This is a genomic window from Streptomyces flavusporus, assembly GCF_046267975.1.
Classification (GTDB): Bacteria; Actinomycetota; Actinomycetes; order Streptomycetales; family Streptomycetaceae; genus Streptomyces; species Streptomyces flavusporus.
The window spans coordinates 9,298,470-9,313,041 of the sequence record NZ_CP176503.1; the positions used below are offsets into that span (position 1 = coordinate 9,298,470).

Consider the following 14,572-nt stretch of genomic DNA (forward strand, 5'->3'; position numbering starts at 1 on the left):
GCACCACCTCACCCCTCTGGCCCGCTTCGGCGGCCTCGTCGCCACCGACCTCCGGGACGTGACCAGTGATCCCGCTGCCCGGACTCCACCGGTTTCTGGGCCGTGGTCGCCGACTTCGAGGGGCGCCCGGTCTGCGCGCGCTTCGGGGACGTACGCCGTGCGCCCGTGCCCGCCGCCGAGCCCGGTGCGTGGCGCGGCCCGGACGCCTGGACGTCCTCCCTCGACCGGGCCGTCTACACCAGCGGGGTCCGGCGCATACGCGAGCACATCGCGGCCGGCGAGGTGTACCAGGCGAACCTGTGCCGGGTCCTGTCCACGCCGCTGCCCGACCCGGAGGGCGCGGACGTCGACGCCCTCACCGCCCTGCTGGCGCGCGGCAATCCAGCGCCGTATGCCGGCACGGTGCGCCTCCCGGCACACGGTGTCGAGATCGCCACGGCCTCGCCCGAGCTCTTCCTCCGCCGCGACGGCCGTACGGTGGAGTCCGGCCCCATCAAGGGCACCGGCCGGACCGCCGCGGACCTCCTCGAAAAGGACCACGCCGAGAACGTCATGATCGTGGACCTGGTCCGCAACGACCTGGGACGCGTCTGCGCCACCGGCTCCGTGACCGTCCCCGACCTGTGCGCGGTCGAGGAACACCCCGGCTTGGTGCACCTGGTGTCCACCGTGCGCGGCGAGCTCACCGAAGGCGCCGGACGGCCGGAGCTGCCGGCCGGAACCTTCCCACCCGGGTCGGTCACGGGCGCCCCCGAGTCCAGCGTGCTGCGGATCATCGCGACGCTGGAGACCGCGTCCCGCGGCCCGTACTGCGGTGGCGTCGGCTGGGTCGACGCCGACCGCGGCACGGGTGAACTCGCGGTCGGCGTCCGCACGTTCTGGATCGACCGCACCGCTCCCGGCGGCCCGTTACTGCGCTTCGGGACGGGGGCCGGGATCACCTGGGACTCCCATGCCGAGCGCGAGTGGGCCGAGACGGAGCTGAAAGCGCGCCGGCTGCTCGGGGTGGCGTCGGCTGCGTACCAGCTGACCGGTTGATCGCGGTCGGGCAACTCTCCTTGACGTGTCTCTTGACAGCCTCTCTGAGGCGTCAGATCGTTGTTGCTCATAGTGGATAGTCATGCATTATTCGCAACAGTGTCCGGGTGGTAGCCGCTCCACCTCCCCTTCCCTCGCCGATCTCCCATCCGATCCGGTGTGTCCATGGGGCACGGCGGAATCACCGATGAATTCCCCTCTTGCTCGGTCGCGCATCCGTCGTCCTCGACAGAGAGTGCACCGCCGTCTGCGGAAAGGACGAGCTGATGAACAAAACCCGCGAAAGGAACGGGAGCCGAAGCCATCCTGTCGGGGCGGATCTGCCGGGAAGCCCGCCGGCATCCGCCGGCCCCCGGACCGACTTTGTCGTCTTCGGCGTCGCAGCGGTCCTCACCCTCGCCTTCGTCGTGTGGGGAGCCACGGCGACCGACACGCTGGAGAGCGTGTCCGGGAAGCTGCTGGACGGGACCATCCGAAACGGCGGCTGGGCATTCGTCCTCGCCGCCTCGGGCTTCGTCGTCTTCGCCCTCTGGCTGGCGATGAGCCGTTACGGGCGGATCACCCTGGGCGGGGAGGGCGAGCAGCCCGAGTTCCGCACCGTCTCCTGGATCGCCATGATGTTCAGCGCGGGCATGGGCATCGGCCTGATGTTCTACGGCGTGAGCGAACCGCTGTCCCACTTCACCACGCCACCGCCGGGCACCGACCCGGCCGACGCCGCCCAGGCCATGGAGACCGCCATGGCCACCACCCTCTTCCACTGGACGCTCCACCCGTGGGCGATGTACGCGGTCGTCGGTCTTGCCATCGCCTACAGCACCTTCCGGCGCGGACGCCGACAGCTGATCAGCGCCGTGTTCACCCCCCTGATCGGCGAGAAGCGGGCGAACGGCTGGGGCGGCAGGGTCATCGACATCCTCGCCATTTTCGCCACCCTCTTCGGCTCTGCGGCCTCTCTGGGTGTTCATCGCGCGCATCAGCCGCGGCCGGACCATCCGGCAGTTCGTAGGCGGGGTCATCCTGGTACCCAGCACCGTCAGCCTGCTGTGGTTCGCGATCCTCGGCGGCTCGGCGATGCACCTGCAGGACGAAGGCCGCCTCAGCGACGCCGCGACAGCCCAGGGCCGGCTCTTCGACGTGCTCCAGCAGTACCCGATCGCCACGGTGACGAGCATTGTGGTGATGATCCTCGTCGGGATCTTCTTCGTGTCCGGCGCCGACGCCGCCTCGATCGTGATGGGGACGCTCTCGCAGCGCGGATCCCTGGAGCCGACCCGGGCCATGGTGGTGTTCTGGGGTGTGCTGACCGGTGCGGTCGCGGCGATCATGCTGCTCATCGGAGGCGGCAAGGGCGACGCGCTCACCGGACTGCAGAACCTCACCATTCTCGCGGCGGCACCCTTCACCGTGGTGATGGTCGGGCTGTGTGTCGCCCTCACCCGCGACCTGCGGCACGACCCGCTCATCATCCGTGGGCGGGAATGCAAGGAAGCCATCGAAACGGCCGTCATCGCCGGCCATGAGAAGTACGACGGCGACTTCGAGCTCCGCATCGGACCCGCCACGTCCACCAACGGCACGGAGTCCACGGAGCCCGAGCGGCCCAGGGAGTCCACATCCTCCTCCGCCTGCTGAGGCCGGAGGAACCCTTGCCCGGGGGGCCGTGGAACCGACATGTGCGGCCACGACCCCGCCGGGCGTTCGCGCTGTTCCGCCGCGCTCCTGGCCGGCTGAGGGAACCCCGTCGAGCTCCTTGACCCCCGGTCGGCACTCCACGATGCTGTGTTGCGACACATGAGATGTGTGCCGTAATGAGCAACATCTGATTCAAGTCTCGACCAGCCGAGGAGTGGCCATGACGCACCAGGTCCGTGCTGTCGTCGCGCGGGGCAAGGGCGCCCCCGTCAGCCTGGAAACGATCATCGTGCCCGACCCGGGTCCGGGTGAGGCGCTGGTGAAGATCGAGGCCTGCGGGGTCTGCCACACCGATCTGCACTATCGCGAGGGCGGCATCAACGACGACTTCCCGTTCCTGCTGGGCCACGAGGCCGCGGGTGTCGTGGAGTCGGTGGGGGAGGGGGTCACCGACGTCGCCCCCGGAGACTTCGTCATCCTCAACTGGCGTGCGGTGTGCGGCCAGTGCCGGGCCTGTCTGCGCGGACGGCCGTGGTACTGCTTCAACACCCACAACGCGAAGCAGAAGATGACCTTGACCGACGGCACCGAGCTCTCGCCGGCGCTGGGCATCGGTGCGTTCGCGGAGAAGACGCTGGTCGCGGCCGGGCAGTGCACGAAGGTCGACCGGACCGCGTCGGCGGCCGCCGCCGGTCTGCTGGGGTGTGGCGTGATGGCGGGTATCGGCGCGGCCATCAACACCGGGAACGTCGGACGGGGCGACTCGGTCGCCGTCATCGGCTGCGGCGGGGTCGGGGCCGCGGCGATCGCCGGGTCGAACCTGGCGGGCGCGGCGAAGGTCATCGCGGTGGACATCGACGACCGCAAGCTGGAGACGGCCAAGAAGCTGGGCGCGACCCACACCGTCAACTCCAAGGACGCCGACGCGGTCGAGGCGATCCGCGAGCTGACCGGCGGCTTCGGCGCCGACGTCGTCATCGAGGCGGTCGGCCGCCCCGAGACGTACAAGCAGGCGTTCTACGCCCGCGACCTCGCCGGCACCGTCGTCCTCGTCGGCGTCCCCACCCCGGAGATGAAGCTCGAACTGCCGCTGCTCGACGTCTTCGGCCGCGGCGGCGCCCTGAAGTCCTCCTGGTACGGCGACTGCCTGCCGAGCAGGGACTTCCCGATGCTCATCGACCTCTACCTGCAGGGCCGGCTGGACCTGGACGCCTTCGTCACGGAGACCATCGCGCTGGACGAGGTCGAGAAGGCCTTCGAACGGATGCACCACGGCGACGTGCTGCGCTCGGTGGTGGTCATCTGATGACCGCCCGCATCGAACACCTCCTCACCTCGGGGACGTTCTCGCTGGACGGCGGCACCTGGGACGTCGACAACAACGTGTGGATCGTCGGCGACGACACCGAGGCGATCGTCATCGACGCCGCGCACGACGCCGAGGCGATCGCCCAGGCCGTCGGCGGGCGCACCCTGCGGGCCATCGTGTGCACCCACGCCCACAACGACCACATCGACGCCGCGCCCCAACTCGCGGCGCGCACGGGTGCTCCGATCCTCCTCCACCCGGACGACCTGCCGCTGTGGAAGCAGACCCACCCCGACAAGGCGCCGGACGCCGAACTGACCGACGGCCAGGGCCTCACGGTGGCCGGCATCGAGCTGACCGTTCTGCACACGCCCGGCCACGCCCCCGGCGCGGTCTGCCTGTACGCGCCGGCCCTGACGGCGCTCTTCAGTGGCGACACGCTGTTCGCCGGTGGGCCGGGGGCGACAGGAAGGTCGTACAGCCACTTCCCGACCATCATCGAGTCGATCCGGGACCGGCTGCTGACGCTGCCGGGCGACACCGTCGTGCACACCGGACACGGGGAGACGACCAGCATCGCGGCCGAGGCCCCGCACCTCCAGGAGTGGATCGACCGAGGTTTCTGACGCCTACCGGCGACCCTCACGCGCCCGCCCTCGGCTCGCTGCCATCGCGAGCCGATGCGGCGGGCTGCTGTTGTTCTATGTGAACTGAGTTCTGAATCGCGCAACACTATGGGCGGCTCGGGGCGCCCACTGAATGCCTTGACAAGGGTTCTGGGCGACCCCAGACTGATGTTGCGCTTACCGCAATCCGTTTCGTTATACGCACCGAGGTGTCATGATGATTCCCGCGTGCCGTCTCGAGGATCTCCCGCGAGGCGAGGCCCACCGGCTCGACATCGATCCGCCGGTCTCGGTGTTCCACACCGACGACGGCGAACTCTTCGCCATCGACGACACCTGCACCCACCAGGACGCCTCGCTCGCCGACGGCTGGCTGGAGGGCTGCGAGGTGGAATGCCCGCTGCATGCTTCGAAGTTCGACCTGAGGACCGGTGCGGTCGACGCCCCGCCGGCCAAGCTTCCGGTCCGGACGCACGAGGTCGTCGTCGAGGACGGCATGATCTACGTCCGGCTGTCCACGGAGGCGCCCAACCTGCCGCCCTGCGTCGCAGCCCGGCTCGCCGGGGGTCCCGCGTGAGGACCGTCGCCGTGGTCGGCGCCTCGCTGGCCGGCCTGTCGGCGGCGCGCTCACTGCGGAAGCAGGGCTACGACGGTCGGCTGGTCGTCATCGGAGACGAGCTCCACCGCCCTTACGACAGGCCCCCGCTGTCCAAGGAGTTCCTGGCCGGCACTCTCGGCGAGGCCGAACTCGCCCTGGAGGCGGACGACGAGGACCTGCAGGCGGAGTGGCTGCTGGGCGTCCGCGCCACCGGACTCGAATACGCGCAGCGTGCCGTCCGGCTCGCCGACGGACGGGAGGTGCCCGCCGACGGTGTCGTCATCGCGACCGGCGCTGCGGCGCGCACCCTTCCCGGTTCCGAAGGTCTGGCCGGAGTGCACACCCTGCGCACCCTGGACGACGCCCGAGCCCTGCGGGACGAACTGGCCCGCGGCGGACGGCTGGTGGTGATCGGCGGAGGCTTCATCGGAGCCGAAGTCGCCTCCACCGCGTACGCCCTCGGGCTCGAGGTGACCGTCGTGGAGGCGGCCCCGACACCGCTCGCCGGACCGCTCGGCGAGACCATGGGTGCCGTCGTCTCCGCCCTCCACGCCGACCACGGCGTACGGCTCTTGTGCGGCGTGGGCGTCAAGGGGCTGAGCGGGGAGACCCGCGTCGACGCCGTCCTGCTCGAGGACGGCCGCAGCATCCCCGCCGACATCGTCGTGGTCGGTGTGGGCGCGCGTCCGTGCGTCGAGTGGCTGGAAGGTTCCGGCATCGTTCTCGACAACGGCGTCAAGTGCGGCGCGGACGGCCGCACCAGCCTGGCCGGTGTGGTCGCGGTCGGTGACTGCGCCAACTGGTACGACCCGCGCACGGGCCTCCACCGGCGCGTCGAACACTGGACCGGTGCGCGCGAGCGCCCGGACGCCGCGGTCGCCACGCTGCTGGCGGGGGGTGCGGTGGAACCGGGTGTGCCCAGGCCGCCGTACTTCTGGTCCGACCAGTATGGCGTGAAGATCCAGTTCGCCGGTCACGCGGCCGGCGCGGACAGTGTGACCATCGAGGCGGGCGCCGCGGACGAACGCGACGTCCTGGCCGTCTACCGGCGGGCCGGGGACCCGGTCGCCGCGCTCGGGATGAACCAGCCGCGGCTGTTCATGCGCTGGCGCAAGCAACTCGCCGCCACCGCATCTTGACACCGCCCCACCGGCATCCCATGCTGCGGTTTCACATAGCACACATCGTTGCCCCATATACAACGCCGTCCGGAGTCGCTCTTCCCGGCGCGTGAATGACCCCTCCACGACGTTCTCCCGAGGAGTGCACCGTGACCTCGACCAGCCTGCCGGACAGCCTGATCGCCACTCTCCCCGGCTCCTCCTACACGGATCCGCAGATCTTCGCGCAGGAGCAGGAGCGCATATTCGAGACCATGTGGTTCTGCGTCGCGCGCGCCTCAGAGCTGGCGAAGCCCGGCGCCTTCCGCACCGTAGACGTGGGCCGCGAGAGCATCCTCGTCACCCGGGCGCGTGACAACTCCATCCGTGCGTACTTCAACGTGTGCCGGCACCGTGGAGCCAAGCTCTGCACCGAGGAGACCGGCGAGGTCAAGCGTGCCTTCCAGTGCCCGTACCACGCCTGGACCTACGACCTGAACGGCAAGCTCGTCGCGGCGCCCAACCTCACCAAGATGCCCGATGTCGGCCGCACCGAGTACGGCCTGGTGAGTGTGGCGGTGCGCGAATGGCTCGGCTATGTGTGGGTCTGCCTGGCGGAGAACCCGCCCTCCTTCGAGGAGGACGTCATCGGTGAGGTCGTCGCCCGTCTCGGCGACGTCGAGTCGATCGAGCGCTACGGCATCGAGAACCTCTCCGTCGGCAAGCGGATCGTCTACGACGTGAAGGCCAACTGGAAGCTCATCATCGAGAACTTCATGGAGTGCTACCACTGCGCCACGATCCACCCCGAACTTACCGAAGTGCTCCCGGAGTTCGCGGACGGTTACGCCGCCCAGTACTACGTGGGCCATGGTGCCGAGTTCGGTGAGGAGGTCCAGGGCTTCACCGTGGACGGCTCGGAGGGCCTGGACCGCATTCCCGGGGTCGCCGAGGACCAGGATCGCCGCTATTACGCCATCACCGTACGGCCGCAGGTCTTCATCAACCTCGTCCCCGATCACGTGATCTTCCACCGGATGTATCCGGTGTCCGTGGACCGCACGATCGTCGAGTGCGACTGGCTCTACCTCCCGCACGTCGTCGAGAGCGGCAAGGACGTCAGCCGGTCCGTGGAACTCTTCCATCGGGTCAACCAGCAGGACTTCGACGCCTGCGAGCGTACGCAGCCCGGAATGAGCTCCCGGATGTACGCCAAGGGCGGCGTGCTGGTGCCCAGCGAGCACCACATCGGCGCCTTCCACGACTGGGTGAACGAGCGCCTGGGCACGCCTCAGGGGTGACTCAGCCCAGGTAGCCCATCCGGTGGCTGATCTCCTCGGCGCCCTTGATCAGCACCGGGGAGAGCTCGTGCAGGCGCTCCTCGGTGAACCGGTAGGAGGGCCCGGAGGCGCTGAGCGCCGCGATGACCTCGCCGTCCCGGTTGCGGACCGGCGCGGCCATGGCGTGCAGACCGATCTCCAGCTCTTCCAGGGTGAAGGCGTAGCCCCGCTCCCGCGCCTCGGCGAGGTTCTTCTCGAGCTTCGTCTTCGCGGTGATGGTGTGCGGGGTGACCTTCTTCATGCCGGCGGCGGACAGCAGCGCGGCGCGCTCCTTCGCGGGCAGGTGGGCCAGCAGGATCTTGCCGCTCGACGTGGCGTGCAGCGGCGTCAGCTGGCCGACCCAGTTGTGCGCGGTGACCGCGCCCGGGCCGCGCACCTGGTAGAGATTGATCGCGTAGTGCTCCTGCATGACGGCGATGTTGACGGTCTCGCCGATCTCCGCGGCGAGGCGTTCGCAGACCGGGCGGCCCTGCTGTGTGATGTCGATACGGCCGGTGACTGCGCCGGCCAGGCGGACGATGCCGAAGCCGAGCCGGTACTTGCCGCGCTCGCCGGCCTGCTCCACCAGGCCGCGCGCCTCCAGGGCGCCGAGCAGGCGGAAGGCAGTGGACTTGTGCACGTCGATCTCGCCCGCCACCTCGCTGACGCCCGCTTCGCCACGCTGGGCGAGGATCTCCAGGACGCTGATGGCGCGGTCCACCGACTGCACGCCGCCGACTTGCGAATTCGACGTTTCTGTGTCAGGGCTGTAGTTGCTCACAGTGAAACTATACGCGTAGTAAACAACGCCCTTGCAAGTAACCGTACCGAAACGAAGACGTTGGAAGTTGCGCTGTTCGCAACCTGGTGCGTATAGCGCGACCGGGTTTAGCATGCCTCGCATATCTACGGCGCGAGCGAGACGAGGCATCATGGCTCCCCTGCAATACGACTTCGTCATCGTCGGTGGCGGTTCGGCCGGCAGTGCACTGGCGAACAGACTCTCCGCTGACCCGGCCAACCGGGTGCTGGTCCTGGAGGCGGGCCGGTCGGACTACCCGTGGGACGTCTTCATCCACATGCCGGCGGCGCTGACCTACCCGATCGGCAGCCGGTTCTACGACTGGAAGTACGAGTCCGAGCCCGAACCTCACATGGGCGGCAGGCGCATCTACCACGCGCGCGGCAAGGTGCTGGGCGGCTCCAGCAGCATCAACGGCATGATCTTCCAGCGCGGCAACCCCATGGACTACGAGCGCTGGGCCGCCGACCCGGGCATGGAGACCTGGGACTACGCACACTGTCTTCCGTACTTCCGGCGGATGGAGAACTGTCTGGTGGCCGACCCGGACGACGAGTTCCGCGGCCACGACGGCCCCCTCGTCCTGGAGCGCGGCCCGGCGACCAACCCCCTCTTCGGTGCCTTCCTGAAGGCCACCCAGGAGGCGGGCCACGCCCCCACCGACGACGTCAACGGCTATCGGCAGGAAGGTTTCGCCAAGTTCGACCGAAATGTCCATCGTGGACGCCGCCTGTCGGCCTCGAAGGCATACCTCAAGCCCGCGATGAGGCGGCCGAACCTCACCGTCAAGACCCGGGCCTTCGTCACCCGCGTCCTCTTCGAGGGCAAGCGCGCCGTCGGTGTCGAGTTCCAGCGCGGCTGGGGAGCGCTCCAGCAGGTCCGCGCCAGGGAAGTCATCCTCTGCGGCGGCGCCATCAACTCCCCGCAGCTGCTCCAGCTCTCCGGCGTCGGCAACGCCGAAGAACTGCGCGCCCTCGGCATCGACGTCGTCCACCACCTCCCGGGCGTCGGCGAGAACATGCAGGACCACCTGGAGGTCTACGTCCAGTACGCCTGCAAGCAGCCGGTCTCCATGCAGCCGTACATGGCGAAGTGGCGCGCCCCCTTCATCGGACTGCAGTGGCTCTTCCGCAAGGGCCCGGCTGCCACCAACCACTTCGAGGCAGGCGGCTTCGCCCGCAGCAACGAGGACGTCGACTACCCCAACCTGATGTTCCACTTCCTGCCGGTCGCGGTCCGCTACGACGGCTCATCGCCCGCCGGTGGCCATGGCTACCAGGTGCACGTCGGCCCCATGTACTCGGACGCCATCGGCTCGGTGAAGATCAAGAGCAAGGACCCGCGCGAGCACCCGGCGCTGCGCTTCAACTACCTCTCCACCGAGCAGGACCGCCGCGAATGGGTCGAGGCGATCCGCGTGGCCCGCAAGCTCCTCAACCAGCCCGCGCTCGCCCCCTACAACGGTGGGGAGATCTCGCCGGGACCGTCGGTGGAGACGGACGAGGAGATCCTCGCCTGGGTCGCGAAGGAGGGCGAGACCGCCCTGCACCCGTCCTGCACCTGCAAGATGGGCACCGACGGGATGTCCGTCGTCGACCCCACGAGCATGCGGGTGCACGGCGTGAAGGGTCTGCGTGTGGTGGACGCGTCGGTGATGCCTTACGTCACCAACGGCAACATCTACGCCCCGGTGATGATGATCGCCGAGAAGGCCGCCGATCTGATCCTCGGCAAGGAGCCGCCGGCGCCGTCGAAGGCCGCGTACTACCGCCACCGTGACGTCCGGAAGCAGGCGGAGTAGACGATGGGCGCCGCAGGGCTCCGGGCGCTGCTGGACAGCGTCCGCTACGAGGTGCTGCCTGCGAAGGCGACCGAGGACAAGATCCTCGCCCATGTCCCGCGCGACGTCGTCGTCACCGTGACGGCGTCGCCGGTCAAGGGCCTGGAACCGACCCTCGATCTCGCCGGCCGGCTCGCGGCGCACGGCTACCGGGTCGTCCCGCACGTGCCGGCGCGGCTGCTGCGGGACGACCTGCACCTGAAGGAGGTCACGGGCCGGCTCCGCGAGGCGGGCGTGGACGACATCTTCGTCCCGGCCGGCGACGCCGACCCGCCCGCCGGGGCGTACGAGGGGGCGCTGCCGGTGCTGCGCAGGCTGAGCGAGCTGGGCAGACCCTTCACTCACGTCGGCGTCACCGGCTACCCCGAGAGCCATCCGCTCATCCACGACGACGTCACCATCCAGGCGATGTGGGACAAGCGCGAGCACGCCACGTACATCGTGAGCAACCTCTGCTTCGACCCGCGGGTGCTGGGGGAGTGGCTCGTTCGTATACGGCGCCGGGACGTCACCCTGCCGGTCCATGTGGGCATTGCGGGGCCCGTACAGCGGGCGAAGCTGCTGGCGATGGCCACGAAGATCGGGGTGGGGGAGTCGACACGCTTCCTGACGAAGCACGCCTCGTGGTTCGTGCGTTTCGCGGCACCCGGAGGGTATGCACCCGAGAGGCTGCTGATCCGCACGGAGGAGGCCATCACCGCACCCTCGGCGGGGGTGGCCGGTCTGCACCTGTTCACGTTCAACCAGATCGTCGAAACGGAGCGGTGGCGCCGCGCGCTGCTGGACCGGCTGGGCGGCTGAACCAGGAGAAGGATGGCAACGGACACCGATTGGAAGCTGCCCCGAACCTTCAACAGCACATCAGGTGACGTCCGTTGGGGCCGGCTGGGGCAGCCCGGCCGACTGCCGGTCGTCCTTCTGCACGGCACCCCGTTCTCCTCGTATGTCTGGCGTGCCGTCGCCCGCTCGCTCGCCCGGCACCATCAGGTGTTCGTCTGGGACATGCCCGGCTACGGGACCTCCGAGAAGGCAGTGGGCCAGGATGTGTCCCTGGCCGCCCAGGGACAGGTCTTCACCGAGCTCCTGAGCCACTGGGGTCTGGAGGAACCGCTCGTGGTCGCCCACGACTTCGGCGGCGCGGTCGCCTTACGGGCGCATCTGCTGCACGGCGCCCGCTACCGGGCCCTCGCACTGGTGGATCCGGTCGCGCTGGCGCCGTGGGGCTCTCCGTTCTTCCGGCTGGTCGGCGAGCACTCCGACGTCTTCGAGCAGTTGCCGCGCGCACTCCACCGTGCCCTGGTGCGTGAGTACGTCGGTTCCGCCAGCAGCCGCGGCCTGCATCCCACGGTCCTCGACCGGCTCGTCGGGCCCTGGCTGGACGGACTCGGCCAGGCGGCCTTCTACCGGCAGATCGCCCAGGCCGACCAGCGTTACACCGACGAGATCCAGGGCCGGTACAGCGGGATCGGCGTCCCCACGCTCGTCTGCTGGGGCGAGGACGACACCTGGCTCCCGGTGGCGAAGGGGCGCGAGCTCGCCGCTCTCATCCCCGGCGCGCGATTCGAACCGATCGCCGGCGCCGGCCACCTCGTACAGGAGGACGCCCCCGCGGAACTCACAGCCACGCTCATCGCCTTCCTCCACCAGCCGCTCTGATCGAGGAACAGCGCGCGTGGGCCGTATACGACAAGGGCGGGACCGGAATCCGGTCCCGCCCACGATCAGTGCGGCTCAGCGGAAGACCACCGTGCGGTTGCCGTCCACCATCACGCGGCTCTCGCTGTGCCACTTCACCGCGTGCGCGAGCACCTGCGCTTCCACGTCCCGCCCTACCGTGACCAGCTCACCGGGGTCGAGCGAGTGGTCCACCCTGACCACGTCCTGCTCGATGATCTGGCCCTCGTCGAGGTCCGGCGTCACATAGTGCGCCGTCGCGCCGACGAGCTTCACTCCGCGCGCGTAGGCCTGCTCGTAGGGGCGCGCGCCCTTGAAGCTGGGGAGGAAGGAGTGGTGGATATTGATGGCGCGGCCCTCCAGCTCCTTGCACAGGTCGTCGGAGAGGATCTGCATGTAGCGGGCCAGCACCACCAGGTCGATGTCCAGCTCACGCACGAGCTCCAGCAGCCGCGCCTCGGCGTCCGCCTTGGTCTCCTTGGTCACCGGGATGTGGTGGAAGGGGATGCCGTACGTCTCCGCGAGTCCCTCGAAGTCCCGGTGGTTGGAGACGATCGCGGGGATCTCGATGTTGAGGGCGCCGGTGCGCCGGCGGAAGAGCAGGTCGTTCAGGCAGTGGCCGAACTTGGACACCATGATCAGCGTCCGGGTCGGCGTGGCCGCGTCGCTCAGGGTCCAGGAGATGCCGTAGGCCTGGGCCACGGGACCGAACCGGTAACGCAGTTGTTCCAGCTCGGCGTTTGGATCGGAAACGTCGAAGTGGACCCTCATGAAGAAGCGGCCCTGGAGCCGATCGTCGAACTGCTGGCTTTCCAGGATGTTGCCGGAGTTCCTGACGAGAAAGCCGCTCACGGCGTGGACCAGTCCGGCGCTGTCCGGACAGGAGAGGGTGAGGACGTACTCACGGCCAGATTGCGGTCGAGGGAACTTAGGGGACACGTCGGCCTCCGTCGATGCGCATTGCACAACATGGTGAGCGATACGCAACATGGTCGGCTCGGTGTTGCTTGTGGTCAAGGGTGGCCGGGTAAGTGATCGCATGGCCAAATCGTCATCGGTCAACCTCTTGACGTCTGTTTGGACATTCGCCATGGTGTTCCACCACAAGCAATCGGGTGCATGATGCGCAACGAATTTCGGTTGAAAGGCTCGGCGCGTGGCAGACCTGTATGTGGATGGCGAATGGCGGGACCCGGTGGCCGGTGGGCACCGGGACATCCGATGTCCCGCTGACGGCACGCTCGCGGCGACCGTCTCGGAAGCGACACGCCCCGACACCGAGGCGGCGATCGCCGCGGCCCGCCGGGCCTTCGACGAGGGGCCCTGGCCGAGCTCCTCCGAGCGAGAGCGCGGCGCGCTGCTGCTGCGCGCCGCCGACCTCATCGAGCGCGACGCCAAGGAATTCGCCCGCGCGGAGTCTCTGGACACCGGCAAGCGGCTGGTGGAGAGCGAGTACGACATCGCCGATGTCGTCTCCTGCTTCCGCTACTACGGCGGCCTCGGAGGCACCGACGCCGGCCGGGTGATCGACACCGGCCGCGATGACGCTGTAAGTTGCGTCGTGTATGAGCCGGTTGGCGTGTGCGGACTGATCACCCCTTGGAACTACCCGCTGTTGCAGGCGAGTTGGAAGGTGGCCCCCGCACTCCTCGCCGGCAACACGATCGTCCTCAAGCCCAGTGAGCTCACCCCCTCCACCTCGATCCTGCTGATGAAGGCACTGGAGGAGGCAGGGCTCCCGGCGGGCGCCGCGAACCTCGTCCTGGGCACCGGGTCCGAGGTGGGCGCACCACTGTCCGAGGACCCGGCCGTGGATATGGTCTCCTTCACCGGAGGTCTGGAGACCGGCCAGCGCATCATGGCCACCGCCGCCGCGACCGTGAAGAAGGTCGCGTTGGAGCTCGGCGGCAAGAACCCGAACGTCGTTTTCGCCGACGCCGACTTCGAGACGGCCGTGGACTTCGCCCTCACGGCCGTCTTCCTGCACTCGGGGCAGGTCTGCTCGGCCGGTGCACGGCTGATCGTCGAGGACTCGCTGCACGACCGCTTCGTCGACGAGGTCGTCCGCCGAGCCCGGCAGATCCGCCTCGGCGGTCCTTTCGACCCCGAGGCCGAGACCGGAGCACTGATCTCCGCACAGCACCGGGAGAAGGTCGAGGCTTACGTCGCGTCCGGCCTCGCCGAAGGCGCCGTACTGCGCTGCGGCGGCGCACGGCCCGAGGACCCCGCGCTGGCGAACGGCCACTACTACCTGCCCACCGTGCTCGACGAGTGCCGGCAGGACATGCGCGTGGTGCACGAGGAGTCGTTCGGGCCCGTGCTCACCGTGGAGCGCTTCACCGACGAGGACGACGCCGTACGCATCGCCAACGACACCGAGTACGGACTCGCCGGAGCCGTGTGGACGCAGGACGCCGGCAAGGCCCAGCGGGTCGCCCGGCGGCTGCGCCACGGCACGGTGTGGATCAACGACTACCACCCCTATGTGCCGCAAGCGGAATGGGGTGGCTTCGGGCATTCGGGTGTGGGCCGGGAGTTGGGACCGACCGGCCTGAACGAGTACCGAGAGCCCAAACACATCTGGCAGAACATCCAACCCCGGCCGCAGCACTGGTTCCGCGGCTGAACGCC

General features: G+C 69.0%; 11 protein-coding genes and 2 pseudogenes. 11 read left to right on the plus strand and 2 right to left on the minus strand.

All coding sequences use genetic code 11. The features are described from left to right. The first annotated feature begins 16 nt into the window (after positions 1 to 16). The 7 genes and pseudogenes from ACKTSN_RS43875 (at position 17) to ACKTSN_RS43905 (ending at position 7,607) form a co-directional block, all read left to right on the plus strand. Positions 17 to 1,038: pseudogene (locus ACKTSN_RS43875) on the plus strand (chorismate-binding protein). A gap of 266 nt (positions 1,039 to 1,304) precedes the next feature. Further along, positions 1,305 to 2,673, plus strand: a pseudogene (locus ACKTSN_RS43880) (BCCT family transporter). A 220-nt stretch (positions 2,674 to 2,893) separates the two neighbouring features. After that, positions 2,894 to 3,979, plus strand: coding sequence for an S-(hydroxymethyl)mycothiol dehydrogenase (locus ACKTSN_RS43885; RefSeq protein ID WP_409474149.1), 1,086 nt, complete (start codon positions 2,894 to 2,896; stop codon positions 3,977 to 3,979). After that, positions 3,979 to 4,608 (plus strand): MBL fold metallo-hydrolase, encoded by a 630-nt coding sequence (locus ACKTSN_RS43890; RefSeq protein WP_409474150.1) that lies wholly within the window; start codon positions 3,979 to 3,981, stop codon positions 4,606 to 4,608. The genes ACKTSN_RS43885 and ACKTSN_RS43890 overlap by 1 nt, the downstream gene beginning before the upstream one ends. Before the next feature lie 214 nt (positions 4,609 to 4,822). Beyond that, positions 4,823 to 5,185: a bifunctional 3-phenylpropionate/cinnamic acid dioxygenase ferredoxin subunit gene (locus ACKTSN_RS43895; protein WP_067276415.1), complete on the plus strand. Its 363-nt coding sequence runs from the start codon at positions 4,823 to 4,825 to the stop codon at positions 5,183 to 5,185. Beyond that, a complete protein-coding gene (locus ACKTSN_RS43900; protein ID WP_409474151.1) occupies positions 5,182 to 6,345 on the plus strand; it encodes an NAD(P)/FAD-dependent oxidoreductase in 1,164 nt (387 codons plus the stop codon). The genes ACKTSN_RS43895 and ACKTSN_RS43900 overlap by 4 nt, the downstream gene beginning before the upstream one ends. Positions 6,346 to 6,476: 131 nt before the next feature. Beyond that, complete coding sequence (locus ACKTSN_RS43905) at positions 6,477 to 7,607, plus strand: aromatic ring-hydroxylating oxygenase subunit alpha (protein ID WP_409474152.1); 1,131 nt, start codon at positions 6,477 to 6,479, stop codon at positions 7,605 to 7,607. Position 7,608: 1 nt separating this feature from the next. Here the strand turns inward: ACKTSN_RS43905 and ACKTSN_RS43910 are convergent, their stop codons facing one another. Continuing rightward, on the minus strand, positions 7,609 to 8,355 hold the full coding sequence (locus ACKTSN_RS43910) for an IclR family transcriptional regulator (protein ID WP_385516292.1): 747 nt from the start codon (positions 8,353 to 8,355) through the stop codon (positions 7,609 to 7,611). A 202-nt stretch (positions 8,356 to 8,557) separates the two neighbouring features. Between ACKTSN_RS43910 and betA the strand changes: the two genes are divergently transcribed. The 3 genes from betA to ACKTSN_RS43925 are packed head-to-tail and all read left to right on the plus strand — an operon-like array spanning position 8,558 to position 11,923. Further along, the gene (gene betA, locus ACKTSN_RS43915) at positions 8,558 to 10,228 is read left to right on the plus strand and encodes a choline dehydrogenase (protein WP_409474153.1); all 1,671 of its coding nucleotides are present in this window, start codon (positions 8,558 to 8,560) and stop codon (positions 10,226 to 10,228) included. A 3-nt stretch (positions 10,229 to 10,231) separates the two neighbouring features. Next, complete coding sequence (locus tag ACKTSN_RS43920) at positions 10,232 to 11,068, plus strand: 5,10-methylenetetrahydrofolate reductase (protein WP_409474154.1); 837 nt, start codon at positions 10,232 to 10,234, stop codon at positions 11,066 to 11,068. A 12-nt stretch (positions 11,069 to 11,080) separates the two neighbouring features. After that, the gene (locus ACKTSN_RS43925) at positions 11,081 to 11,923 is read left to right on the plus strand and encodes an alpha/beta fold hydrolase (RefSeq protein WP_409474155.1); all 843 of its coding nucleotides are present in this window, start codon (positions 11,081 to 11,083) and stop codon (positions 11,921 to 11,923) included. Positions 11,924 to 11,998: 75 nt separating this feature from the next. Here ACKTSN_RS43925 and purU read toward each other — a convergent pair whose 3' ends face one another. Next, complete coding sequence (gene purU / locus ACKTSN_RS43930) at positions 11,999 to 12,880, minus strand: formyltetrahydrofolate deformylase (RefSeq protein WP_409474156.1); 882 nt, start codon at positions 12,878 to 12,880, stop codon at positions 11,999 to 12,001. Positions 12,881 to 13,097: 217 nt separating this feature from the next. Between purU and ACKTSN_RS43935 the strand changes: the two genes are divergently transcribed. Then, positions 13,098 to 14,567 (plus strand): aldehyde dehydrogenase family protein, encoded by a 1,470-nt coding sequence (locus ACKTSN_RS43935; RefSeq protein WP_409474157.1) that lies wholly within the window; start codon positions 13,098 to 13,100, stop codon positions 14,565 to 14,567. Positions 14,568 to 14,572 lie beyond the last annotated feature (5 nt).

Bases quoted from the DNA above. Each gene is read 5' to 3' on its own strand.
- ACKTSN_RS43885 (WP_409474149.1), top strand. From the start codon at position 2,894: ATGACGCACCAGGTCCGTGCTGTCGTCGCGCGGGGCAAGGGCGCCCCC.
- ACKTSN_RS43890 (WP_409474150.1), top strand. From the start codon at position 3,979: ATGACCGCCCGCATCGAACACCTCCTCACCTCGGGGACGTTCTCGCTG.
- ACKTSN_RS43895 (WP_067276415.1), top strand. From the start codon at position 4,823: ATGATGATTCCCGCGTGCCGTCTCGAGGATCTCCCGCGAGGCGAGGCC.
- betA (WP_409474153.1), top strand. From the start codon at position 8,558: ATGGCTCCCCTGCAATACGACTTCGTCATCGTCGGTGGCGGTTCGGCC.
- ACKTSN_RS43920 (WP_409474154.1), top strand. From the start codon at position 10,232: ATGGGCGCCGCAGGGCTCCGGGCGCTGCTGGACAGCGTCCGCTACGAG.
- ACKTSN_RS43925 (WP_409474155.1), top strand. From the start codon at position 11,081: ATGGCAACGGACACCGATTGGAAGCTGCCCCGAACCTTCAACAGCACA.